Origin of the sequence: Parazoarcus communis (assembly GCF_003111665.1) — a bacterium.
GTDB classification, from domain to species: Bacteria; Pseudomonadota; Gammaproteobacteria; order Burkholderiales; family Rhodocyclaceae; genus Parazoarcus; species Parazoarcus communis_B.
The window spans coordinates 2,267,622-2,291,466 of the sequence record NZ_CP022188.1; the positions used below are offsets into that span (position 1 = coordinate 2,267,622).

The following is a 23,845-nucleotide window of genomic DNA, read 5'->3' on the forward strand; positions in this document are numbered from 1 at the left end:
TCTGTCTCCTTACTTGACTTCTTTGAGGTGGAACAGGCGATGCTTGTCGATCGTCGTTTCGAAGCCGTCGGGCACGACGAAGGTCGTGGCATCGGATTCGATGATGGCGGGGCCCATGATGTAGTTACCGGCCTTGAGCGATTCCATCTTCCACAGTGATGCTTCGACCCACTTCTTGTGACGGTAGAAGGGGCGCGTGCCGAGATAGGCCTCCTGCGGTGGGGTGGGGCCGGCATCCGGGTCTTCCGGGAGCACCGGCTTCTGCGTCATAACCATGCCGCGCAGAATCGCGCCGGTGATGGAGAAGCCCAGTTCAGGCGAGCGCGCGGAGTTGGCATAGACGCGGCCGTAGGTGGTCTCGAAGGTCTCGATGATCTTGTTCCAGTCATCTGCGGTGGCTGCGCTGGTGACCGGGGAGACGATCTCGAGGTCGTTGAGCTGGCCCATGTACTGCATCTTGTAGCCGGGGATCAGCATCACGTCTTCGGCCTTGTAGCCGTTGATCACGAACTCCTCGATGACCTTGACCGCCAGTTCGCCCCAGGCGTCCTGCAGGCTGGCGCAGGCTGCAGCCTTTTCCGTATCGCTGGCGAACTGCGCCACGCCGAGGTCCACCGATTTGTCGTAGCGGTACTCGAAGTCGGCGCAGGCGCAACCGAAGGCCGAGAAGCCGGCGGCCCAGGCGGGCACCACGACATCCTTGAATCCGACGCCTTCGGTATAGCCGTAGGTGTGCACCGGGCCGGCGCCGCCGTAGGAGAAGCAGGTGAACTCGGCCGGGTTGTAGCCCTTGGCGCTGATGTTGGCGCGCAGGTACTCGGACAGGGTGAGGTCGAGCAGTTCGATGACGCCGGCTGCCGCATCTTCGACCGACAGGCCGAGCGGGTCGGCAATCTGCGCCTTGATGTGGTCGCGGGCACGCTGCACGTCGAGCTTGATCGCACCGCCGAGGAAGTTTTCGGGGTTGAGGTAGCCGAGTACGACGTGGCAGTCGGACACCGATACCGTATCCAGCCCGCTGTCGGCCCAGCAGGTGCCGACGCGATAGCCGGCGCTGTCGGGCCCGAGCTTGATCGATTTGCTGTACGGGTCCAGACGCACGAAGCTGCCGGCGCCGGCACCGACCGAGTCCATGGCGACCAGCGGCAGCGACAGCACGAGGCGGGCCATGTCGGGGTCGGACTTGATGGCGAAGTTGCCCTTGGTGATCAGCGCCACGTCGAAGCTCGTGCCGCCGATGTCGGAGCAGGCGATGTTCTCGTCACCGAGGTATTCGCCCAGCAGCTTGGAGCCGATGACGCCGCCGATCGGGCCGGACACGATGGTGCGGGCGAGCTCCTTGGCCTTCCAGCTGATCGTGCCGCCGTGTGTGGCCATCACCCGCAGGTCGAACTTGGCGCCATGCTTCTTGAAGCGGTCGCTCACCTTCTTCAGCGTCTGGCGCGAGGGTTCGGCGCCGTAAGCTTCCAGAATGGTGGTGTTCATGCGGTGGCTTTCCTTGCGCGACGGGTAGTAATCCACCGAGGCGAAAACCGGAATGTCCACCTTGAGCTTCTGCAGCTCATCCTTGGCAAGGTCGCGTGCACGCTGCTCGCTGATCTCGTTCTTGTGCGACTGCAGCAGACAGATCACGATGGCCTGGGAGCCGGCCTCAACCAGTTCGCGTGTGGCCTGACGGACCTCTTCCTCACGCAGCGGAATGACGATCTTGCCCTGCACGTCGGTGCGCTCGGTGACGCCGCGGGTGCGGGACACGGGTACCAGCGGCTCGTCGTAGCGGTGAGTGTTGAGGTGGATGCGATCTTCCAGCGCGTAGCCGAGGTAGCTTTGGAGGGCCCGGCCCATGGAGTGGATCTGTTCAAAGCCGCGGTTGCAGATCAGACCGACGTCGAGCCCCTTGCGCATCAGGATGCGGTTGAGCATTGCGGTGCCGGAGTAGACGCAGGTCGCAAGTTCCGGATAGACGTCGTCCACCGTGCGGTTCCAGTGGGCCAGGGCGTCTTCGGACGAGTTGAAGATGGCCAGCGATTCGTCCCCCGGGTTGCTCTGGGCCTTGCCCACCACAAAGCGCCCATCGGCGCGGACGAAGAAGGTGTCAGTCATCGTGCCACCGGCATCGATGCCCATCACCTGTACGGTTGAGTCCTGAACTTGCATGTCGCCTCCTGTCATTGATATGTCGGGCTTTGAGACTTTTGCCGACGGCCCTTGCCTGGTGATTCGATTCGCCGGCAAGGCATCTCAATCGCCCCCGGGGTGTTCCCCTGAGCCAGACATCGCAAGGGCCGTTCCAGGTGCGCCCGGAAATGACGCGGGGCTGCTCAATAGAAAAACAAATCAACGGGTTAAATATTTTTATGGCGCTTGGGGTGGTGTGTCGAGGTGCATGCCGGAGTGTCCGGATTCCGGACAGTCAGACACTTCTGTCCAGACTTCAGACAGTTCGGCGTACGCCATGTTGCGGTGCACAGATTATTGATAACATTGGTTTTTTTCTTGACGTGCTGAGGTGGAGGTATTAGTTTTATCCAGATTCCAATCCCGCATCGACGACAGGGCCATAACACGTTGAATATGCATTCATCACATCCGATGATTCCGCGTGCAGGTAATGAAAGCGCGGTCGCCGACTCCTGGGAGCGCTTCGTGCATAACGATCCGCTCGAGAATGCACCGGTGCGCGATGTCGTTCTTGAATCCTGGCGACGCTGCCGGTCGGAAGCGGTCGATCCCGCGCGAGATCGGGCGCCTGCTGCGGACGATGCGCGGATCAGGGCGTTGCGGGAGAAGCACCGTTCGCTGCATGAGGCTGCATGCCCGGTGCTGGATGCGATGAAGGAGGTCCTGCACGAGTCGGGCAGCATCATCATGCTGACCGACCCCAGCGGTACCATCATCGATCTTCATGGCGACACGCGGGCGCGCAATGCGGGTGAGGTGGTCAATCTGGCGCAGGGCGGGCGCTGGGTCGAGAACGTCATGGGCACCAACGCCATCGGCACGGCGATCGCTGCACTGAAGCCCGTGCAGATCTACGCCAGCGAGCATTACTGCCTTGACGTCAAACGCTGGACTTGCGCGGCTGCCCCCATTCTCGACCTGACCGGCACGGCCTTACTGGGCGTGGTCGACGTGTCGGGCGTGAAGGAGACCTTTCATGGTCACAGCCTCGGTCTGGTCATGGCCGCGGCAAAACAGATCGAGGCGGTTCTTGCGAGTCGCGAACGGGATCTCCACGCCCGACTGCTTGAGCATTCGATGGACAGCTTTGTGCGCTATGGCGGCGACTGCGTCATGGTGTTCGATCGTCGCGGGAGGCTGCTCAAGAGCAATGGACGGCAGCACCTCGCACGCGAGCAATACGGTGTGCAGTTGCCGTCCATCACCGGGAGCCAGGTCGATGCGCTCGATCTCGATATTTCGCCCGACGAACGTGCGGTCCGTATGCCGCTCTGGCTGAACGGGGAGTGGCTGCAAGTCGTTCGCACGCCGAGCGGCGAGCTGGGGACCATGCTCATCATCCCGCTTGGTCATGGCGCGGGTGTGCAGGCGCCAAGTGCGGCAGCACGCGAGGTGCGCGAACCGGCTTCATGCCCAAAGGCAGATCCGTTTGCCGAAATCATCGGCGTATCCGAGGCCCTGGTGGCCGCGAAGGCCCGTGCGCAACGTCTGGCACCCCTGGATCTGCCCGTCATGCTGCTTGGCGAAACCGGGGTCGGCAAGGAGGTGTTTGCGCGGGCGATCCACAAGGCGGGCGTGAAGCCCGACGCGCCGTTTGTTGCCGTAAATTGTGGTGCGCTGACCCGCGAACTGCTCGCCAGTGAGTTGTTCGGCTACGTTGAGGGGGCCTTTACCGGCGCACGTCGCAATGGATTGCCGGGCAAGTTCGAGCTCGCCGACGGTGGGATACTGTTTCTCGATGAGATTGGTGAGATGCCGCTCGACATGCAGCCCCATCTGCTGCGCGTCCTGCAGGATGGCGTTGTCGTGCGCCTCGGCGATACGCGCGAGCGTCGCGTGAGCGTCCGGATCATTGCGGCCACCAACCGTGATCTGCGTGGTGAGGTTGCGGCGGGACGATTCCGCGAAGACCTGTTTCACCGCCTGTGCGTGACGAGCATTCGCCTTCCCGCGTTGCGCGAGCGGCCGGATGACATCAGCCGCATCGTTGATCATCTGAACGCGCGTCTGGCACAGAAGTATGCCTGTCCGGCCAAGCGCATCACGCCGGATGTTGTCGACGCCTTGTTGCATTACGCTTGGCCCGGGAACGTCCGCGAGTTGCAGAACGTGTTCGAGGGCCTGTTCGCGCTGAGTGACAACGGATTGATCGACCGCAGCGTATTGCCTGAAGAACTGGTGTCGGCCGGACGGGAAGCATCATCGCCGGCGGCCTTGCCCGCTGCGGGGCTGAATGGTGCTCGCCTGGAGGATCTCGAGCAACAGGCGATTCTTTCGGCCGTATCCAATGCCAAGGGGAACATCTCCCAGGCGGCAAGGGCGCTCGGTATTTCGCGCAGTACCTTGTACGTCAAACTGGGCATTTTGCGCGGGCGAGCCGACGGGCTGGCGCATCGGCACTGAGGCGGGGCACGTCGCGGCTTGGGCGAGCGGCTGCGGCATGCCCGAATGCCCGCCGACTCCGCCAGAAATAACGGGTAAATGACAGGCAAAAAAAGAGCGGGCCGCATCGGGCCCGCTCGTGTGCTGCTGTCAGCTGCCAGTGGCAGCCCGTGCCTTACACGTTCCGATAGACCTCTGCACCGCTCTTCACGAACTCCACTGCCTTCACTTCCATGCCCTTCTTCAGCGCGTCGATTTCGCTGATGCCCTGCTGGGCCGCGAAGTCGCGCACGTCCTGAGTGATCTTCATCGAGCAGAAGTGGGGGCCGCACATCGAGCAGAAATGGGCGACCTTGGCTGAATCCTTGGGCAGGGTTTCGTCGTGGAATTCCTTGGCCTTGTCAGGGTCGAGGCCGAGGTTGAACTGGTCTTCCCAGCGGAACTCGAAGCGCGCCTTGCTCAATGCGTTGTCGCGGATCTGCGAACCCGGATGGCCCTTGGCGAGGTCGGCGGCGTGGGCGGCCAGCTTGTAGGTGATGATGCCTTCCTTCACGTCCTGCTTGTTGGGCAGGCCGAGGTGCTCCTTGGGCGTCACGTAGCACAGCATCGCGGTGCCGTACCAGCCGATGGTGGCCGCACCGATGCCGCTGGTGATGTGGTCGTAGCCGGGGGCGATGTCGGTGGTCAGCGGTCCGAGGGTGTAGAAGGGCGCTTCATGGCACTGCTCGAGTTGCAGGTCCATGTTTTCCTTGATCATGTGCATCGGCACATGGCCGGGGCCTTCGATCATCACCTGCACGTCGTGCTTCCACGCGATCTGGGTGAGTTCGCCCAGGGTCTTGAGCTCGCCGAGCTGGGCTTCGTCGTTGGCGTCGTAGATCGAGCCCGGACGCAGGCCGTCGCCGAGGCTGAAGGCCACGTCGTAGGCCTTCATGATTTCGCAGATTTCCTCGAAGTGCGTATAGAGGAAGCTCTCCTGGTGATGCGCCAGGCACCACTTGGCCATGATCGAGCCGCCGCGGGACACGATGCCAGTCATGCGGTTGGCGGTGAGCGGGATGTAGCGCAGCAGCACGCCGGCGTGGATGGTGAAGTAGTCCACGCCCTGTTCGGCCTGCTCGATGAGGGTGTCGCGGAAGATCTCCCAGGTCAGGTCCTCGGCCTTGCCGTCGACCTTTTCCAGTGCCTGGTAGATCGGCACGGTGCCGATCGGCACCGGCGAGTTGCGGATGATCCACTCGCGGGTTTCGTGGATGTTCTTGCCGGTCGACAGATCCATCACCGTGTCGCCGCCCCAGCGGATGGCCCAGGTCATCTTGTCGACTTCTTCCGAGATGGACGAGCCCAGCGCCGAGTTGCCGATGTTGGCGTTGATCTTCACCAGGAAGTTGCGGCCGATGATCATCGGCTCGGACTCGGGGTGGTTGATGTTGTTGGGGATGATGGCGCGGCCGCGGGCGACTTCGTCGCGCACGAACTCGGGGGTGATCTCTTCCGGGATCGAGGCGCCGAAGTGCTGGCCCGGATGCTGCCGGCCGAGCAGTGCGGCCATCTTGTTGCCGGTGGGGCCGGCGGCCTTGAGCGATTCGATGTAGGCCTTGCGGTTGAGGTTCTCGCGGATGGCGATGTATTCCATCTCGGGCGTGATGATGCCGCGGCGGGCGTAGTGCATCTGCGTTACGTTGCCACTGAGATTGGCACCCGTCTTGGCGCGACGCGGCTTGCGGTGCAGGCCGGGGAAGCGCAGTTCGTCGAGCTTTGCGTCGGCGGCGCGGACGCGGCCGAACTCGGACGACAGGTCGGCCAGCACCTCGGTGTCGCCACGCTCTTCGATCCAGCCGGCGCGCAGGGCGGGCAGGCCGGAGCGGATGTCGATCTTCGCTGCCGGGTCAGAGTAGGGGCCGGAGCAGTCGTAGACGTAGATCGGCGGGTTCGGCTCAGCGCCAAACGAAGCCGGCGTGTCGCTCTGGCTGATTTCACGCATCGGCACCTGAATGTCGGCACGGGTGCCGGCGATGTAGACCTTGCGCGAGTTTGGCAGCGGCGCGATGGCGGCTTCGTCGACGTGGGCGCTCGAGGCGATGAATTTTTCGCTGGCGTTCATTGTTTGTCTCCTGATGGGGCGGGTTCGTTGGCCGGTGAGTCAGTACGTGTCCGGCAGGTTGTTGTATGTGTGTGGCGTGCCGGCGTCCTTGCCGTTTGCCCGTGAATTACGCGCCGGGCCTGGGCCACATGGCGTGGAAATGATGTACCGGGCCATGTCCATGGCCGACTGCGAGCTCGCCCGAATGGGCGATGGCGCCGAGCAGCCACTGCCGTGCCTGTCGCACCGCGGCCTCCACCGGCCTGAAACCGCCGGTGTGACGTGGCAGCAGGGCGGCGATTGCCGATGACAGGGTGCAGCCGGTACCGTGGGTGTTCTTCGTTTCAATGCGTGGGGCAGGCAGTTCAATCATCCGGTCGCCATCGAACAGCAAGTCGACCAGATCGTTGCCTGGCAGGTGGCCGCCCTTGAGCATCACCCAGCGCTCGCTCGACAAGGGCAGCAGTTCGCGCAGGCGCTCGGCAGCGCGGTACATTTCCTTGACCGATTCGGGGGCACGCTGCTCGAGCAGCACGCCGGCTTCGGGCAGATTGGGCGTGATCATGAAGGCTTGTGGAAAGAGCGCATCGCGCATCATGTTGATTGCGCTCTTGGCCAGCAGCGAATCGCCGCTCTTGGCGACCATGACCGGATCCAGCACCACGTTGGCTGCGTGCCAATGACCAAGACGGTCGGCAACCGTTGCAGTGACTTCAGCACTGCCGAGCATGCCGATCTTGGTGGCGTGCAGGCTGACATCACTGAACAGGGTGTCGATCTGCAGACGCAGAAAGTCGGTGGGCGGCACGTGCACGCCGGTCACGGCCTGGGTGTTCTGTGCAGTGAGCGCGGCAACGACACCACAGCCGTAGGCGCCAAGCGCCGAAAATGTCTTGAGGTCGGCGAACACGCCCGCACCGCCGGACGGATCGACGCCAGCGATAGAAACGACATTCGGAATGGAACTGGAGCGGACAGGTGATGATTTCATGCTTGCGTTTCCCTACGCCGGTACAAGCCGGGTCAGGTTCGAAGGGTTTCTCTCAGCACGCACCGAATGTGCGGGCACCCCCAACGGCAGACGGACGATACTGGATGGCGGCGGGCGTGACAAGGGATGAGCTATGGGCGGACAGGCTAGATGAGCCAGTCCAATGGCTGCCCCCGGGCGGGGACCCGCCTGTGTCGGGCTTCTCCCGGGAGGAAGGGCGAAGGTCGCTGCCAGCGACCGTGCAGCCCGGCGGCTTTGGCGCTTAGCTCAGACGACGCAGATACTCGCGGGTGAACAGGCGTTCGGGCAGATCCTGAAGAACCATGTTCGAATAGCTCAAGACCGAGATTTCCCCTTTCTTGAGGGCGTCTTCCATCACCAGTCGTGTTGGGCGGACGCGGCCCGCGAGTTCGCGGAACTCCTCGTAGCGGCAGGACTTGAGCAGGCGCCCGGAAAGCGCGAAGAACTCGGCCTTCAGCGGGCGTCCGTCCTTTTCGCTGACCCAGTATTTGACCTTGGCATAGGTGACGCCACGATCTACCGCTGTGAGGTCGAGGACCTGGGCGTTGATGCCGTCGAGCTTCTCCGTGCCAACGAGTGTCGGTGTGTAGTCGCCGGCGAAGTTCGCGCGCGCCAGGTCGCCGTTTGCCACCTGTCCGGTCAGGCGCTGCGCGAGCGAGAGCCTTACGGGCTGCGACACGCTGGGCATGAAGATCCACAGGTCGCGGCCACGCATGAGCAGGGCCTGACCGCGTTCCGACACGGGTTCGAGCGTGAGTACGATGGTGTTCTCATTACCCCGCGAGAGAATGCGGAACTTGCGTGTTTCGCCCGGCTCTCCGTCGCTGAAGTTCTGCACTTCGATTTCGGTCTGGAAACTGTCGCGTGGGAAGCGGATTTCGTCCGCCTTGGTCACGATGCGCACCGCGGCCTCATCAACAGGGGCTTCGGGCGCGTCTTCGGCAGCCCATGCTGCGGGTGCGATTGCAGGCGCAATCAGGCTGCTGGCGAACATGCCGAGGAATTTCCGGCGGGATCGGAAGTGATCGGTCATGAGTGGTATCCTTTTGGCGTTTTCATAACTGTGTGGCCCTGCCATGCCGCTCGTTCGTGTCGAAAACGTAAGCAAGCACTATCGCCTCGGCGAGCAGGATGTTCAGGCCTTGACCGACATCTCGCTGGCCATCGAGCCGGGTGTCTTTCTTGCCATCGCCGGTCCGTCGGGCAGTGGCAAGTCGACCCTGCTCAACATCATTGGTTGCATCGATACGCCGAGCACCGGGAAGGTCATCATAAACGGGCAGGATGTCTCCGGCCAGACGCCAGATCAACTGGCGGACGTTCGTGCGCGCACCCTCGGTTTCATTTTTCAGACCTTCAACCTGTTGCCGGTGCTGTCTGCAGAAGAAAACGTCGAGTATCCGCTGTTGCAGCTTCCTGAACTCAGCAAGGCCGAGCGGCAGGAACGGGTGAAGCACTATCTGGCCATGGTTGGCCTCACCAAATACGCGGGGCATCGGCCGAATCAGCTCTCTGGCGGACAGCGACAGCGGGTGGCGATTGCGCGCGCACTGGCCACGCATTCGAAGATGGTGCTGGCCGACGAGCCAACGGCCAACCTCGACAGCAAGACCGGGGCGAGCATTCTGAAGCTGATGAAGGACATCAACCGAAAATACGGTACGACCTTTGTATTTTCCACCCACGACCGCAAGGTCATGAACATGGCCGACCGCCTCGTCCGGATCGCTGATGGTCAGATCGTCGCACTCGGCATGCGTGCAGAAGGGCGGTGGGTATTCGTGCAGGACAAGCGCCCGCAGGGCGAAGAAGATCCCGAAGTCTAGGAGCCTGGAATGCGATTGTTGAAGGGAATGCTGCTTGTAGCGGCGTGTGCCGGCAGTTCGGCGGTGATGGCTGCGGATGATCTCGATCTTGATGCCTTGCTCAACGTCGGAACGCCAAAAGAGGATGAGGGGAGCGGCATCCGCCTGGGCGGCTATGCCGAGTTCGGCGGCGCATATACCTCGGCGGACGAGGGCCACTGGTCAAAGCTGCGTGCTCGCATGGAGCTGGCTGCAAGTGGAAATCTCGGAAGCGGTCTGCGCTGGAAGGTTTCCGGTCGGGTCGATGCGGATGGCGCGCCCGATCTGGAGCGCAACTACTACTCCGGCGCGGTCAGACGAGATCAGCGTACCGATGCGACCCTGCGCGAGGCCTATCTTGATGTGCCGGTGGGCGACTGGGAGTTCCGGCTTGGCCGGCAGCAGGTCATCTGGGGGGAAATGGTCGGTTTCTTCTTTGCTGACGTGGTTTCCGCCCGGGACATGCGTGAGTTCCTGCTGCCCGAATTTGAATCGATACGGATCCCCCAGTGGGCTGCGCGTGCGGAGTATTTCGGTGGCGAGACCCATTTCGAGTTTCTTTGGGTGCCTGTTGCCAGTTACGACCGCGTTGGCAAACCGGGCACGGATTTCTATCCCTATCCCTTCGTGCCGTCCGGCACGCATGTGACGGAGAAGACCCCCGCGCACGACGCACGCAACGGCAACTGGGGTTTGCGGGCTTCGCGTCTGATCGACGGCTGGGATCTGTCGGCGTTCTACTATGACAGCCTGAACGTAGAGCCGACGCTGTATCGCACCTCAGTGACTCCGACCTACGAACTGCGGCATGACCGCATTCACCAGACAGGCGGCACGTTCAGCAAGGACATGGGGCAGTTCGTGCTCAAGGGTGAGGCGGTCTATACCCGGGGTCGGCGCTTCAACACGCTGGACCCCGCAGCGACTTATGGCCTGAAGTCGTCGCCTACACTGGACTATGCGATCGGTGTCGACGTGCCGTTTGGCAGTGAATGGCGCGTGAATGCCCAGTACTTCGCGCGGGTTCATTTTGATCACGCGAAGGGCATGTTTGCTGAGCGCGAAGAGCCTGGTGTGACCCTGCAGGTGGTGCGGACGATCGGAAGCGATTTTGAGGTCGAGTTTCTGGCCGCATCGAGCCTGATCCGAAACGACTACATGCTGCGCCCCAAACTGACCTGGAAGTTCGCGCCCGAGTGGCGTGCATTGATGGGGGTCGATCACTTCGAAGGGCGGCCGACCGCCCTGTTTGGCCGGTTTGATGACAGCGACAGGGTCTATTTCGAAGTTCGTCGCTGGTTCTGATCGAGGCTGATCTCGCCGCGTCCCGGTGAGATCAGCGCAGCAGTTGCGCTGTCAGTTGTCGCTGTAGCGCGAGCATTTCAGCCGGCGGTGCAAATAGCCGGTAAAGACTGCGGGTCGAGCTTGTTTCCTTTCCGGCATGTTGTGCGATGAGTTCGTCGACCTCATGCTGGGACATGTGCATCAGCACCGCGGGTGCGCCAACCCGAGGGCAGACTCGCTCTTCTCCGACCACCCGATAACCCAGCATTCGGCGGTAAAAGCCCGCATGCCGTGGATGAACCTCGATGAAAAGGTCGGTCATCCGGTAGATTCGGCGGGTCAATACGTAGACCAGCTGGAACAGGTCGGCCATGACGTCGGCGGAATTGTGCTCGGGGTCCATCGCCATCCGGGTGACCTCGCAGACCCTGCCGCCGCGAGCGCGCGCAGCATCTATTTCCGGGCGGTAGAGCGTATCGGCCATCAACCCGTTCTCGGAATCGATGCCAACCGTGAGGGTGGCAAAGAGGTGGTCGCCGCGGCAGGCCACGATCGTGGTCTGGTGTTCGGTCTGCGCGAGTTCCGGGTGGTAGATCTGCAGGCCGCGCGTCGAATACATGCGCTCAATCAGCGCAGAGATGTGGTGCTGAAGCCCGGTGAAGCCGTTTGCACAACGGATATGATATCCGTCGCGGATCATGGCGAACTCCACGCTTGTGTCATCATCCGGTTTTGGCAAACGCTCCAATTGCGTTGCGTGCCCGGAAGGCGAGCGCACCGAATCACGAGTTTTTGCTTCCGAGGGCAGTCTGCAACGAGCGTTCATGCTTGGATTCGCGGCGCTTCCCTGCAAGGGGAAAGATTTGGAATGGATGTGTTTCTGCAAATGCGAGCGACTTTATCGGTCCTCAGGATCACAGGCTGTAAGCGATTGTGTAATTGTTCCTTCGGGCTGACTGACGTATCTTCGTAGCATGTGGGTAAATCTCAGGGCGTATCATAGGCGTCGTTCAGAAATAGGGGTAGGGTGACCATGAGTAAACAAGCTTCGAACGTGTGGGCGGGGTTCCGTCGTTTCCTGGGTCTGTCGCTGCTTGCCGGCCTGCTGGGTGGGTGCGCATCCTCGTTTCCGCCAGCGCCGATGGCCGCTGCGGACGCTGATTACAATTACGTGATCGGCGCGGGTGATTCAGTCAACATCGTGGTGTGGCGCAATCCGGAGCTGTCGATGTCGGTGCCTGTGCGTCCGGACGGCAAGATCACGACGCCGCTGGTCGAGGATCTGCCTGCGCTGGGTAAGGACGCAACGACGCTGGCGCGGGATATCGAGAAGGAACTGTCCAAGTTCATTCGCGAACCCGTCGTGACGGTCATCGTTACCGGCTTTGTTGGTCCCTACAGCGAACAGATTCGTGTGGTGGGCGAAGCGGGCAAGCCGCAGATTCTGCCTTACCAGCAGAAAATGACCCTGCTCGACGTCATGATCGCCGTGGGCGGAATCACCGAGTTCGCCGACGGCAATGGTGCGACGATCCTGCGCACCGGTGAAGGCAACAAGCAGTACAGCGTGCGGATCAAGGACTTGATCAAGCGTGGCGATGTCTCGGCCAACGTCGAGATGCGCCCCGGCGATGTGTTGATTATTCCGCAAAGCTGGTTCTGATCATTTTCCCCTTCAACCAGCCTCGCCTGCCTTCCTTTGTTGGGAGGCAGGGCGTGGGCGTGACCAAGACTGACACATGGAAGAACTCGTAAGACAGATTATCGGTTACCTGCGCGACATGTGGCGTTTCCGCTGGTGGGGGTTGGCGCTGGCCTGGATCGTTGGTGCAGTGGGCGGCGTCGTGATCTACACGATGCCCGATAAATACGAATCCTCGGCTCGCGTGTTTGTCGACACCCAGTCTATCTTGCGTCCCCTGATGTCGGGTCTCGCGGTGCAGCCCAATGTCGATCAGCAGATTGCGATTCTGAGCCGGACGCTGATCAGTCGGCCCAACGTCGAGAAGCTGATCACCATGGCCGACCTTGATCTCGGGGTGAAGGATGCTGCGCAGCGTGAGGCCTTGATCTCGACGCTGTCCAAAGGCCTGCAGATCCGGGGTACAGGCCGCGACAACCTGTTTACGCTGGCTTATGCGGATGTCGAGGCAGCGCGCGCGCAACGCATCGTTCAGGCGCTGGTTTCACTGTTTGTCGAGTCTGGTCTGGGGGGGAAACGACAGGATTCCGATACGGCTCGCCGCTTCATCGAGGAGCAGATCAGGAATTACGAGCAGAAACTCGTCGATGCAGAGAACCGCCTCAAGGAGTTTCGCCTCAAGAATATGGCACTGCTCGGTGATGGTGCGCGTGACTATGTCACCCAGATCGCTCAGTTGAATGGGCAGCTTGCTCAGGCGAAGCTGGAGTTACGCGAGGCAGAGAACTCCCGTGATGCCATGCAGCGTCAGTTGGTTGGGGAAGAGCCGGTGCTCTTGCCGCAGACGCCGAATGCCTCGAATGTGTCAATTCCGGAGATCGACGGCCGGATTGACGCGCTCAAGCGCAATCTTGACGACATGATGCAGCGCTACACGGACAAGCATCCTGATGTGATTGGCGCGCGTCGTGTCATCGAACAGCTCGAAAAGCAGAAGCTCGAAGAAGTCGAAGCGCGTCGTAAGGCCGGGCCGGGGCAGTTCGGGTCTCTCAACTCGAACCCGGTCTTCCAGCAGATGAAGCTCTCGCTGGCCGAGTCCGAGTCGCGTGTGGCGTCGATGCGGGCGCGCGTCAGCGAGTACGAATCCCGTCTTGCCCAATTGGAGAGTTCGGCCAAGATGTTGCCTGAGCTAGAAGCTGAGATGACTCAGCTCAACCGGGACTATGCGGTTCATAAAACGAACTACGACAGCCTGGTGGCGCGGCGCGAGTCCGCCAACATTGCAGTGGAAATGGATAATCAGTCGGGTATTGCCGAGTTTCGCCTGATTGACCCGCCCAGCTTGCCGGTAAAGCCTTCGGCGCCTAACCGTCTGTTGTTGATGCCGGTTGCTGGTGTTGCCGGGTTGGCAATCGGGCTCGCGCTTACCTTCCTGCTGAGTCAGCTCAAGCCCTCGTTCGTCGATGGCCGTGGCTTGCGCGAGGTGACCGGCTTGCCGGTGCTGGGAACGGTATCCATGCTTTCGACCCCAGAGCGCCGGCGCGCAAGGCTGCGTGGCCTGTTCGCGTTTGGTGGCGGACTGGCTGGCTTCGTCGGAGCTATCGGTATTGCCACTGTGGTTCTGAACATCATTCAGGGATAAGCGGAAGAACTGATGAGCCTTATCGAAAAAGCAGTACAGCGTCTCGATGCACTCAAGCAGGCCAGCGGGGTGGAGGAACAGGTCGCCCCGACGGCAGAACGAGTCGTGACCGAGGTGGCGCATGATCCGGTGGCCGATGCTGGTCGGACATCGTCGTCGGTTCCCCTTGCGGATCCTGTGCCGACGCCGAACCCGAGCGTGTCCCGTGACGTTCGGATTGATCTCCAGCGACTTGGGGCAATGGGGATGGTGACCCCGGATGTGCCGCGCGCAGCGATCGCCGAGGAGTTTCGTCTCATCAAGCGGCCTCTTCTGCGCAACGCTACGGTCAGCGGGCCCGCTGAGATCGAGAATGGCAGTCTGATCATGGTGACAAGTGCGATGCCGGGGGAGGGAAAGTCATTCACCGCCATCAACCTTGCGATATCCATGGCGATGGAACTCGACTACACCGTATTGCTGGTGGATGCCGACGTGTCCCGCCCCTCGGTGCTTAACCGCCTTGGTCTGCCGCCGGAAAGAGGTTTGATGGACGTCCTGTCGGGCGAGGTTTCCGACCTTGGCGATGTCCTGCTTCGCACCAACATCGAAAAGCTCTCGATTCTGCCTGCCGGCATGCCTCACCCCCGGGCGACCGAGATGCTGGCGTCAGAGTCCATGAACCGTCTGCTGGAGCAGATTGCGAATCGCTATGCAGACCGGATTATCGTGTTTGATTCGCCGCCCTTGCTGGTCACCACCGAGGCCCGTGTGCTGGCAACGCATATGGGGCAGGTCGTAATCGTGGTCGAAGCCGGGCGCACCACGCACGCCACGGTCAAGCAGGCGCTGGCGACGATCGAGAACTGTCCGGTCAAATTGATGGTGCTGAACAAGTCCCGTGAGAATGCCGCGGGTTCCTACTATGGATATGGGTATGGCTATGGTGCAGAACCCCGTTCTGAAGCGGCCTGATCGACCGGCAGGTGCTGTGCGCTTGCTGGTGCTTGCGCTGGGTGCAATTGGTGCATCGAGTGCGTTTTCACAGACGGTTACGTTGACGCCGTCTGTGCAGAGTCGCCTGACCTGGACCGACAACGTCGGCGCTTCCAGTGACAAGGAGTCCGACTGGATCGCAGAGATCTCTCCCGGCATTACCGTTTCGCGCAAGAGTGGCCGGTTCAATGGCCTTCTCAGCGCGCAGTTGCGGAATGTGGGCTATGCGAATGACAGCAGTCGAAACACCTCCTACCTTGCCTTGCAAGGCAGTGGGCAGATTGAGGCCGTCGAGAATCTGTTTTTCGTCGACCTGAATGCCAATATCAGCCGTAATAATCTTTCAGCGTTTTCAGGACGCAGCAGCACTGACGACTTGAGCGTCGACAGCAGCAACGAGACGCGAACCTGGTCGATCGGCCCCAGACTGGAGTTTCGGCTTGGCGATACGGCAACAGGCTCCGTAGGGTACAAGGCGAGTTGGCTGGATTCCGGTGGGACGACCGTCGGTGGGCAGCGGTTAAATCAGCTCACCGCGCAGGCGAGTGACCCCGCGGCAGTCAGGCTGTTCGGCTGGGGGTTGAGTTACAGCCGCAGTGAGTCCGAGTATGACGCGTCGACCAGTCGCGATGTGACCGAGGATATTGGTCGCGCGACGCTTTACATCAATGTGACACCACAGTTGCGCCTGCGCGCCATTGGTGGATACGAGAAGAACGATTACGCCAGCACCGAGGATGAGAAAGGCAGCATTTATGGTGCCGGCTTCGATTGGAACCCGACCGAGCGCACGGCTATCTCCGGAACGACCGAAGAGCGTGTTTTCGGGCGAGGCTACAATTTCAGCCTGAAGCATCGCGCACAGCGTTCGACCTGGGACCTGAGCTATGTGAAGGATATTTCGTCTTCGCTGCAGACGCTGGGTGGCGGCATCTATCAGGACCCTCAATTCCTTGCGTTTTTCAATGACGCGACGCTGGTGGCGGCGATTCCCGACGATGTGCAGCGCGAGGCTTTCGTGCGCATTCTGCTGGGTTACCCTGCGACCGGCGGCACCGGCGACATCGTCTCGAACGCTCACTTCGTATCGAAAACCTGGCGCGCAGCCTTTTCGTTGGTGGGGGTTCGAAACACGCTTACGGTTTCGGCCCAGCAGTCCGACCGTTCACGTCTGAGCTCGATTACGGGTTTGTCCGCCCAGGACGACTTTGCCCTGTCCGATACCGTCAAGACGACGTCGCTTACGGTGTCCTTCAATCACAAGCTCTCTGGTATCTCGTCACTCAATACTGCAGTAACGCACTCGCGCTCTCAAGGTGCGTCAGGTACCGGGCTTGATACTAAGCGCTTGACGGCGACCGTCGGGCTGACCACCAAACTGGGGCCCCAGACCAATGCCGGGCTGACATACCGCTACCAGCGTTCGGATGGCAGTTCTGCGTCGAGCGATTTCACCGAGAATGCGCTGACGGCCAACCTCGGCATGACCTTCTGATCGGCCCACTGATGTACGAGTCCTACTTCAAATTTCGCAACAAGCCCTTCCAGCTCAATCCCGATCCGGCCTTCTTTTTCGGCAGTCGCGGGCACCGCCGCGCGATGGCGTATCTCGAGTACGGGATGCACCAGAGCGAAGGCTTTATCGTGATCACCGGCGAGATCGGCGCAGGCAAGACCACGATCGTGCGCAGTCTGCTCGAGCATCTTGATCCAGAGAAGGTCGTAGCCGCCAATCTGGTCAGTACCCAGATTGATGCCAGCGAAATTCTGCGCATGGTCGCCACTGCGTTTGGTCTTCCGAATCGCACGCTAGACAAGGCCGGCCTGCTGCTCGCGCTAGAGACCTTTCTGGTGCAGACCACCGCTGCGGGCAAGCGCGCACTGCTGATCGTCGACGAGGCGCAGAACCTCACGCCGTCGGCGGTGGAAGAGCTGCGCATGCTGTCCAATTTCCAGCTGGAGGACCATGCACTCCTGCAGAGCTTCCTGGTCGGGCAGCCGGAGTTTCGCGACATCATGCAAAGCGCCGAGATGCAGCAGTTGCGCCAGCGCGTGATCGCGTCGTACCACCTTGGTCCTCTCGACTCGGAAGAAACCCGTTCGTATATCGAGCACCGGCTACGTCATGTTGGCTGGACGGACGACCCGATCTTCGAGGCCGATGCCTTCAATGTCATTTACGGCTACACGGGCGGCATTCCAAGGCGCATCAATACCTTGTGCGACCGCCTGTTGCTGGGCGCATTTCTGGCCGAGCGACACAGTATCGGCGAGGAAGACGTCCGTGAGGTCATCGAAGAGTTAAAACTGGAGTTTGCGACTCCGCAACGGTCCGCTGCACTTCCTGCGGGGCCAAGTGGCGCTGGAGAGGCTGGGGTGGCGACACTGGCAGTGGATCGTCTGCAGGTGAGCGACGAATTGCTCGCGCATGCCGCGAGCCTCAGTAGCAACGCCGATATTCAGCGCCTCGAGGCGAGGCTTGTCGGCCTGGAGCAGTCTGTTGCTGCAACGCTCGGCGTTCTCAATCAATTACTGCATGCGGTCCGTCGCGATCCGCCTGCAGGAGGCAAGGAACATGAGTAGTCAAATGTCTGCAGGGGCGGATGCACCGGTGATCTGCGTGGTGGGGGCCCGTCCGAACTACATGAAGGTGGCGCCGATCATTCGCGCCTTTGCGGCGGGTTCACCCGTCCTTCGTACCCTGCTGGTGCACACCGGCCAGCATTACGATCCCGCGATGAAGGACCGTTTGTTCACCGACCTTGAACTGCCCGACCCGGATGTCAATCTGGCAGTGGGTTCAGGTACCCATGCAGTTCAAACTGCCGAGGTCATGAAGCGGTTCGAGCCAATCATCGACCAGTACGGTGCGCGTGCCGTGCTTGTGGTGGGCGACGTCAACTCCACTCTTGCCTGTGCGCTGGTTGCAGCGAAGCGCCACATTCCGGTGATTCACGTTGAGTCGGGTCTGCGCAGCAACGACCGGCGCATGCCGGAAGAAATCAACCGTATTCTCACCGACCAGATCTCGGACCTGCTGTACACCACCGAGCGCAGTGCGCATGCCAACCTTGCGCGTGAAGGCATCCCGGAAGAGCGGGCGGTGTTTGTCGGTAATGTCATGATCGACAGCCTGCGTGCCAGCCTGCCCAAGGCGATTCCTGCTGCCGATCTGCTCGCTGCTGCGGGGCTTGATCCGGCACGCATCGAAAATGGCTATGGTGTGGTGACGCTCCATCGCCCGTCCAACGTCGACCAGGCCGATACGCTTGGCCCGATTATCGGCGCGCTGCGCAAGATCAGTGAACAACTGCCGCTGGTGTTCGCATTGCATCCGCGCACACGCACCAACCTTGAGCGTTTCGGCATGCTTGGCCTGCTTGATACGCCGGGTTTTCTTATCCTGCCGCCGCAGGGCTATCTCGAAATGCTCGGCTTGATGTCCGGTGCGCGCATGGTGCTGACCGACTCCGGCGGCATTCAGGAAGAGACCACGGCGCTGGGCGTCCCGTGCCTGACGATTCGTGAGAACACTGAGCGCCCGATCACTGTCGAGCAGGGCACGAACACACTGGTCGGGATTGATCCGCAAGCCCTCATCATGGCGGCTGAGGCCATTCTGAAGGGCGGCGGGAAGGCTGGCCGGGTACCGGAGCATTGGGACGGGAATACGGCCGAGCGAATCGCGAGTCATCTGTCGTCCTGGCTGGAACAGCACGAGGCGGCTCAGCCCGCCGCGGTCTGAGCAAGGGGGCGTATGAGCGAGAATTCACGCACCGCTTCGGAAAAGGCCATTGTCAATGCGCTGACCATCGACGTTGAGGACTACTTTCAGGTTTCGGCGCTGGCGCCGCATTTCCCGCGCAAAAACTGGGACGCGGTGCCCTGTCGTGTAGAGCGGAACGTCGACCTGATTCTTGATCTGCTCGATCAGCGTGGTGCGAAGGCCACCTTCTTTACCCTGGGTTGGGTCGCAGAGCGCTACCCCCAGTTGGTGCGGCGTATTGCCGAGGGGGGGCATGAGGTTGCAAGCCATGGTTACAGCCATGAGCGCGCCAGTGCAATGACGCCAAAGGCCTTTCTTGCGGATATCGCGCTTGCCAAGGCCGTGCTGGAAGACATTGCCGGAAAAAAGGTTACCGGTTATCGCGCGCCCAGTTTCTCGATTGGCATGCAGAATCTCTGGGCGCATGACACGATCGCGGAGGCCGGCTACGTCTATAGCTCCAGTGTGTACCCGGTCAAGCACGATCACTACGGGATCCCGGATGCACCGCGCTTCCCGTATCTGCTTGCGTCAGGCCTGATGGAAGTTCCGGTTACGACGATGCGCTTACTGGGTCGCAACTGGCCCGCCGGCGGCGGCGGTTATTTCCGTCTTTTGCCCTACGCGGTATCGCGCTGGCAGATTGCGCGCGTAAATCGTGATGACAAGCGCCCTGCGATTTTCTATTTTCATCCATGGGAAGTTGATCCAGAGCAGCCGCGGGTGGCCGAAGCATCAGCAAAAACGAGGTTCCGACACTACGTAAACCTTTCGCGAACCGAAAACCGTCTCAAGCGACTGCTGGGCGACTTCAACTGGGGACGGGCGGACGAGGTTTTCCGCAATGCCGCCTGAGTCATCGGGAGTGATCATTGTGGACAGGCTAGCCATCACCGTCAAAACGCTTGCACCGGAAGATGCGCCGCGCTGGGACGCCTTCGTGCGGGCCTGCCCGCAGGCGACGTTCTTTCATCTGTCGGCGTGGCAGCAGATTACCGAGCAGATCTTCAGGCACCGCAGTTTTTTCCTTTACGCGGAGCGCGCTGGGGAAATCGTGGGCGTGTTGCCGCTCGCAGAGGTCAAGAGCAGGCTCTTCGGCCATGCACTCACCTCGCTCCCATTTTGCGTCTATGGTGGCGTGGCTGCCAGCGCGGATTCGGAGGCCGAGGCGCTTGCCGCACTCGAAGCCGAGGCAGATGCGCTGGCCCGCAAGCTTGGCGTGCAACATCTTGAATACCGTAACCTGAACCCGAGGCACCCCGACTGGCCGCACCAGGAGTTGTACGTCACCTTCCGCAAGGCCATCCTGCCCGAGGTCGAGGACAACATGCTCGCGATCCCGCGCAAACAGCGGGCGATGGTGCGCAAGGGCATCAAGAACGGTCTGGTCAGTCATGTAGACACGGACGTTGAGCGCTTTTTTGCTGTCTATGCTGACAACGTGCTAAGGCACGGTACGCCGGCACTGCCCAGGCGCTTCTTTCAGTGCCTGAAGAACACTTTCGGTGACGATTGCGAAGTCCTGACCGTCACCGACGGGTCCGGCAAGGTGCTGTCGAGCGTGCTCAGCTTCTACTTCCGCGATGAGGTCTTGCCCTACTACGCGGGAGACGCCCTTGCCGCGCGCGACGTCGCCGCCAATGATTTCAAATACTGGGAGCTCATGCGGCGGGCCTGTGAGCGTGGGTACAAGGTTTTCGACTATGGCCGCAGCAAGGTGGGTACAGGCCCCTACAGCTTCAAGAAAAACTGGGGTTTCGAGCCGCAGCCCCTATCTTACGAATACCAGTTGTACAAGCGCGACAGCGTGCCGCAGAACAACCCGATGAATCCAAAGTATCGGCTTTTCATCGCCATGTGGAAGCGTCTGCCGGTTGGCGTAGCGAATGCGATCGGGCCGCATATTGTGCGCAATCTGGGATGACTTTGGATGTTAGATTAAATCGTAGCAATGTATGTCGCGAAGCCGTTGTCCGGATGCCGAGAGCGTGCACGCTGCGCCGGTGCGTTTTATCGTAAAGCGGATCTTTCTGGCGGCGGAGGCTTGAGCTGCCAAAATCAAGACCGAAGGGTGTGTTTGGCGAATCCTTGAATTGCGGCCATGCTGTGAGATTGCCCACGGTCAGGATGCATCTGATTCGGATATATTCGAGCGTCCGTGTTGGAGCGCGTCGTTATGTTTTGCGATGCTTACGATGTGTTCCTCTGCAGATGCCCGCTTTGGGTTTCTTCTGATCCAGGAGCTTGGCACACAATGCCGGCATTTCGCCCCTGCCCCTGATCCGATCCTTTATTTTCCGGCATATTTATGGCGCGAGCAGCTGTGGAAAATGGTAAAAACGTGAATATTGCCACCTCCTTCATGAAGGATCGCGCCGCTTTTGTCCGCGTTGCGTTGACCTTGGCAGTGGTCTTTACTTGGTGTGTGGCTTGGTATTTTCCGACAGCGGTCGAAATTGCTTCGATCTGGTGGCGTTCCGAGACCTATGCCCACGGCCTGATCGTGCTCCCCGTGTTTGTCTGGCTGGTGTGGGGCAAGCGCGACAGAGTTGGTAGCCTCACTCCTCAGGCAATACCATTGCTCGCTGCACCAGCTGCGCTTGCCGGCTTCTTGTGGCTGCTTGGGAAGTTGGTGTCGGTGGCCGCCGCCGCTCATGCCGGCTTCGTTCTTATGCTTGTCATCGGAATGGTCGCCGCGCTGGGATGGCAGTTGTCACGTGTGCTCCTGTTTCCGCTCGCTTTTCTGTTGTTCGGCATTCCCATCGGGGATTTCCTTTTGCCGACACTCATGGACTTTACCGCCGAATTTACCGTGTGGGCGCTTCGGCTGAGTGGTGTTCCGGTGTATCAGGAAGGCTTGCACTTTGTTGTGCCGAACGGCCGATGGTCGGTGGTTGAGGCGTGCAGCGGCATCCGTTACCTGATCGCTTCTCTCATGGTCGGCTCTCTCTACGCTTATCTGAATTACACCAAGCTGCGCAAGCGGCTGTTATTCATGCTGGTGGCAATACTGGTGCCTATTGTTGCGAACTGGATTCGCGCCTACATGATTGTCATGCTGGGCTATCTCTCCAACAACGAGCTTGCTGCGGGCGTTGATCATCTGATCTATGGGTGGGTGTTCTTTGGCGTTGTAATTATGATGATGTTCTGGATAGGGCAGCGCTGGAGTGACCCTGAGAGCCTTACGAAGAGAGGGGAGGGCGCAGCCTCACCAAAGATGCCGGCTTACTGGCTGAGGTTGTTGCCGGTCGCCGCAGTGATTGCCATCACCTCGCTTGTCGGTGCCCGGGTCGATGCCCCCAGCGATCAAATCGAAGTTTCCTACGCGTTGCCGGCGCCGCTTGATGGATGGGTCGAGGGTGACCTTTCCACTTTGGCATACCGCCCACACTACAGTGGTTTCCGCGCTCAGAAAGAGTCCGCCTATCGTGACGCTGAGGGAGGCATGGTAATGCTGTACTCGGCGTTGTTTGCCGACCAGCGTGAAGGCGCAGAGATGGTTGCCTGGGGGAACGGGCTTGTTTCACCCGGCAACAATCGACTGAATGTGATCTCCATGCGTGGCTTGATTACACCTTTCGGGGTGCTGAACAATGCACAGATCATCGGTGAGGGAGAGCGCGTATTGGTTGCTCACTGGTATATCGTGAATGACAAAGTGGTCACGCGTGACTGGGAGCTCAAGCTCCGACTTGCAGGGGATCGCCTGCTCGGGCGGCCGGATGCCACCATGGTTTTTGTACTTGCCACGCCCGCCTCTGACGAGGAGGAGGGCGTTCGCCGGCTGAGGGCATTCGTCAGCACGTATGGTGAGTCACTTAAGCGCGTGTTTGCCAATGTGGAGACAAAGGTCGCTGATGGTCGATGAACGTCCCTTGGTAATGCATCTGGTGTTCAGCTTCGATGTGGGCGGACTGGAGAACGGCATCGTCAACCTGATCAACCGCATGGATCCTGCGCTTTTTCGTCACATGGTCGTTGCGCTTTCACATTGTTCGCCTGGCTTCTGCAGCAGGGTCCAGCGAGATGATGTCGAGTTCATCTCGCTGGAGAAGGCGCCGGGACATGGGGTCAAGCTCTATCCAAAGCTCTACAGTCTGTTCAAGCAGTACCGGCCGTCGATCGTGCACTCGCGGAATCTTGCGGCGCTTGAGGCTGTCGTGCCTGCGCGTGCGGCAGGTGTTCCTGTCCGGATACACGGAGAGCACGGCTGGGACGTGTCGGACCCAGGTGGGACCCGGGTGCGTTACCGTTTGATGCGCCGTCTGTACCGGCCATTCGTCAGTCACTATGTCGCGCTCTCGGCTCATCTTGCGGATTATCTTGTTGAGCATGTGCACGTGCCTGAGTCCCGGCTGACCCGGATCTGCAATGGTGTGGACACCACACGCTTTCACGCAGCGACGGAGGGCAGGGAGTTGCTTGAGGGCTCCCCTTTCAATGCCTCGGATCTCACCGTTGTAGGTACTGTTGGTCGCTTGCAGGCGGTGAAGGATCAGGTCACCCTTGTGCGCGCCTTTGCGCTAAGTCGCTCGTTAGCTGGTGCGGCGAGCGACAAATTGCGCTTATGCATTGCCGGGGACGGACCGCTGCGAAGAGAGGTCGAGGAAGAGATCGTGCGAGCAGGCGTGGGGAGTCAGGTCTGGCTGGCAGGGACGCGAGGCGATGTGCCAGATGTCATGAGGGGGCTTGATCTGTTTGTGCTACCTTCGCGTGCCGAAGGAATCTCCAATACCATACTTGAAGCCATGGCCACCGGTCTGGCGGTGATTGCAACCAATGTGGGGGGCAATGCCGAACTGGTGCTGCCGGGTGAGACTGGGGCGCTGGTGCCTGCGGGAGATCCTGCAGCGATGTCCGAGGCCATTGCACAGTACGCGGCGGACGGCGCACTGCGGCGTGAGCATGGTCTGGCAGGACGTCTGCGCGTTGAATCTGAGTTCAGTCTTGACGGCATGGTGGAGCGGTATGCATCGCTCTATCAGTCTCAGCTTGAGGCAGCTTGTGCGCGTCGCGCGGCTGTCTGAAAAA

Annotated in this window: 18 protein-coding genes and 1 riboswitch; of the genes, 13 read left to right on the forward strand and 5 right to left on the reverse strand. The window is 60.7% G+C overall.

The genetic code is table 11. The features are described 5' to 3' along the window. Positions 1-9 precede the first annotated feature (9 nt). Positions 10-2,157: a hydantoinase/oxoprolinase family protein gene (locus tag CEW87_RS10370; protein ID WP_108972805.1), complete on the reverse strand. Its 2,148-nt coding sequence runs from the start codon at positions 2,155-2,157 to the stop codon at positions 10-12. Positions 2,158-2,592: 435 nt separating this feature from the next. Here CEW87_RS10370 and CEW87_RS10375 point away from each other — a divergent pair, with 435 nt between their 5' ends. Continuing rightward, positions 2,593-4,584 (forward strand): sigma-54-dependent Fis family transcriptional regulator, encoded by a 1,992-nt coding sequence (locus tag CEW87_RS10375; protein ID WP_234421719.1) that lies wholly within the window; start codon positions 2,593-2,595, stop codon positions 4,582-4,584. Positions 4,585-4,738: 154 nt separating this feature from the next. Here the strand turns inward: CEW87_RS10375 and thiC are convergent, their stop codons facing one another. The 3 genes from thiC to CEW87_RS10390 all read right to left on the reverse strand — a co-directional run bounded on the left by thiC (position 4,739) and on the right by CEW87_RS10390 (position 8,691). Continuing rightward, positions 4,739-6,667: a phosphomethylpyrimidine synthase ThiC gene (gene thiC / locus CEW87_RS10380; RefSeq protein WP_108972809.1), complete on the reverse strand. Its 1,929-nt coding sequence runs from the start codon at positions 6,665-6,667 to the stop codon at positions 4,739-4,741. A gap of 106 nt (positions 6,668-6,773) precedes the next feature. Beyond that, a complete protein-coding gene (thiD, locus tag CEW87_RS10385; RefSeq protein WP_108972811.1) occupies positions 6,774-7,637 on the reverse strand; it encodes a bifunctional hydroxymethylpyrimidine kinase/phosphomethylpyrimidine kinase in 864 nt (287 codons plus the stop codon). Further along, positions 7,630-7,729: riboswitch (TPP riboswitch) on the reverse strand. Its footprint overlaps the gene before it by 8 nt. Positions 7,730-7,899: 170 nt before the next feature. Next, entirely contained in the window at positions 7,900-8,691 is a 792-nt protein-coding gene (locus CEW87_RS10390) for an outer membrane lipoprotein-sorting protein (protein WP_108972812.1), read from the reverse strand. A 43-nt stretch (positions 8,692-8,734) separates the two neighbouring features. On the opposite strand from CEW87_RS10390, the gene CEW87_RS10395 reads away from it, so the two are divergent. After that, entirely contained in the window at positions 8,735-9,484 is a 750-nt protein-coding gene (locus CEW87_RS10395) for an ABC transporter ATP-binding protein (RefSeq protein ID WP_108972814.1), read from the forward strand. A 9-nt stretch (positions 9,485-9,493) separates the two neighbouring features. Next, the gene (locus tag CEW87_RS10400) at positions 9,494-10,807 is read left to right on the forward strand and encodes a DUF1302 family protein (protein ID WP_108972816.1); all 1,314 of its coding nucleotides are present in this window, start codon (positions 9,494-9,496) and stop codon (positions 10,805-10,807) included. Positions 10,808-10,838: 31 nt separating this feature from the next. On the opposite strand, the gene CEW87_RS10405 is transcribed toward CEW87_RS10400, so the two are convergent. Continuing rightward, positions 10,839-11,486, reverse strand: coding sequence for an N-acyl amino acid synthase FeeM domain-containing protein (locus CEW87_RS10405; RefSeq protein ID WP_108972818.1), 648 nt, complete (start codon positions 11,484-11,486; stop codon positions 10,839-10,841). Positions 11,487-11,819: 333 nt separating this feature from the next. Between CEW87_RS10405 and CEW87_RS10410 the strand changes: the two genes are divergently transcribed. The 10 genes from CEW87_RS10410 (at position 11,820) to CEW87_RS10455 (ending at position 23,841) form a co-directional block, all read left to right on the forward strand. Continuing rightward, positions 11,820-12,449, forward strand: coding sequence for an XrtA/PEP-CTERM system exopolysaccharide export protein (locus CEW87_RS10410; protein ID WP_199917164.1), 630 nt, complete (start codon positions 11,820-11,822; stop codon positions 12,447-12,449). Between the two features lie 76 nt (positions 12,450-12,525). Next, positions 12,526-14,070 (forward strand): XrtA system polysaccharide chain length determinant, encoded by a 1,545-nt coding sequence (locus CEW87_RS10415; protein WP_108972820.1) that lies wholly within the window; start codon positions 12,526-12,528, stop codon positions 14,068-14,070. A gap of 12 nt (positions 14,071-14,082) precedes the next feature. Further along, on the forward strand, positions 14,083-15,024 hold the full coding sequence (locus CEW87_RS10420; RefSeq protein ID WP_108972822.1) for an XrtA-associated tyrosine autokinase: 942 nt from the start codon (positions 14,083-14,085) through the stop codon (positions 15,022-15,024). After that, positions 14,987-16,540, forward strand: a complete 1,554-nt coding sequence (locus CEW87_RS10425) for a TIGR03016 family PEP-CTERM system-associated outer membrane protein (RefSeq protein ID WP_234421720.1) — start codon at positions 14,987-14,989, stop codon at positions 16,538-16,540. The genes CEW87_RS10420 and CEW87_RS10425 overlap by 38 nt, the downstream gene beginning before the upstream one ends. Before the next feature lie 11 nt (positions 16,541-16,551). After that, the gene (locus CEW87_RS10430) at positions 16,552-17,628 is read left to right on the forward strand and encodes an XrtA/PEP-CTERM system-associated ATPase (protein WP_108972826.1); all 1,077 of its coding nucleotides are present in this window, start codon (positions 16,552-16,554) and stop codon (positions 17,626-17,628) included. Beyond that, positions 17,621-18,790, forward strand: a complete 1,170-nt coding sequence (gene wecB, locus CEW87_RS10435) for a non-hydrolyzing UDP-N-acetylglucosamine 2-epimerase (RefSeq protein WP_420094134.1) — start codon at positions 17,621-17,623, stop codon at positions 18,788-18,790. Before CEW87_RS10430 ends, wecB begins: the two co-directional genes overlap by 8 nt. 12 nt (positions 18,791-18,802) lie before the next feature. After that, the gene (locus CEW87_RS10440) at positions 18,803-19,666 is read left to right on the forward strand and encodes an XrtA system polysaccharide deacetylase (RefSeq protein WP_108972830.1); all 864 of its coding nucleotides are present in this window, start codon (positions 18,803-18,805) and stop codon (positions 19,664-19,666) included. Positions 19,667-19,685: 19 nt separating this feature from the next. Beyond that, on the forward strand, positions 19,686-20,735 hold the full coding sequence (locus CEW87_RS10445) for a FemAB family XrtA/PEP-CTERM system-associated protein (RefSeq protein ID WP_108977119.1): 1,050 nt from the start codon (positions 19,686-19,688) through the stop codon (positions 20,733-20,735). Between the two features lie 417 nt (positions 20,736-21,152). Next, positions 21,153-22,682 carry an exosortase A gene (xrtA, locus tag CEW87_RS10450; protein WP_234421721.1) on the forward strand — a complete coding sequence of 510 codons (1,530 nt, stop codon included), beginning with the start codon at positions 21,153-21,155 and terminating at the stop codon, positions 22,680-22,682. Next, the gene (locus CEW87_RS10455; protein WP_108972834.1) at positions 22,672-23,841 is read left to right on the forward strand and encodes a TIGR03088 family PEP-CTERM/XrtA system glycosyltransferase; all 1,170 of its coding nucleotides are present in this window, start codon (positions 22,672-22,674) and stop codon (positions 23,839-23,841) included. Before xrtA ends, CEW87_RS10455 begins: the two co-directional genes overlap by 11 nt. Positions 23,842-23,845 lie beyond the last annotated feature (4 nt).

Bases quoted from the DNA above. Each gene is read 5' to 3' on its own strand.
- CEW87_RS10370 (WP_108972805.1), bottom strand. From the start codon at position 2,157: ATGCAAGTTCAGGACTCAACCGTACAGGTGATGGGCATCGATGCCGGT.
- CEW87_RS10375 (WP_234421719.1), top strand. From the start codon at position 2,593: ATGATTCCGCGTGCAGGTAATGAAAGCGCGGTCGCCGACTCCTGGGAG.
- thiC (WP_108972809.1), bottom strand. From the start codon at position 6,667: ATGAACGCCAGCGAAAAATTCATCGCCTCGAGCGCCCACGTCGACGAA.
- thiD (WP_108972811.1), bottom strand. From the start codon at position 7,637: ATGAAATCATCACCTGTCCGCTCCAGTTCCATTCCGAATGTCGTTTCT.
- CEW87_RS10390 (WP_108972812.1), bottom strand. From the start codon at position 8,691: ATGACCGATCACTTCCGATCCCGCCGGAAATTCCTCGGCATGTTCGCC.
- CEW87_RS10395 (WP_108972814.1), top strand. From the start codon at position 8,735: ATGCCGCTCGTTCGTGTCGAAAACGTAAGCAAGCACTATCGCCTCGGC.
- CEW87_RS10400 (WP_108972816.1), top strand. From the start codon at position 9,494: ATGCGATTGTTGAAGGGAATGCTGCTTGTAGCGGCGTGTGCCGGCAGT.
- CEW87_RS10405 (WP_108972818.1), bottom strand. From the start codon at position 11,486: ATGATCCGCGACGGATATCATATCCGTTGTGCAAACGGCTTCACCGGG.
- CEW87_RS10410 (WP_199917164.1), top strand. From the start codon at position 11,820: ATGAGTAAACAAGCTTCGAACGTGTGGGCGGGGTTCCGTCGTTTCCTG.
- CEW87_RS10415 (WP_108972820.1), top strand. From the start codon at position 12,526: ATGGAAGAACTCGTAAGACAGATTATCGGTTACCTGCGCGACATGTGG.
- CEW87_RS10420 (WP_108972822.1), top strand. From the start codon at position 14,083: ATGAGCCTTATCGAAAAAGCAGTACAGCGTCTCGATGCACTCAAGCAG.
- CEW87_RS10425 (WP_234421720.1), top strand. From the start codon at position 14,987: ATGGCTATGGTGCAGAACCCCGTTCTGAAGCGGCCTGATCGACCGGCA.
- CEW87_RS10430 (WP_108972826.1), top strand. From the start codon at position 16,552: ATGTACGAGTCCTACTTCAAATTTCGCAACAAGCCCTTCCAGCTCAAT.
- wecB (WP_420094134.1), top strand. From the start codon at position 17,621: ATGAGTAGTCAAATGTCTGCAGGGGCGGATGCACCGGTGATCTGCGTG.
- CEW87_RS10440 (WP_108972830.1), top strand. From the start codon at position 18,803: ATGAGCGAGAATTCACGCACCGCTTCGGAAAAGGCCATTGTCAATGCG.
- CEW87_RS10455 (WP_108972834.1), top strand. From the start codon at position 22,672: ATGGTCGATGAACGTCCCTTGGTAATGCATCTGGTGTTCAGCTTCGAT.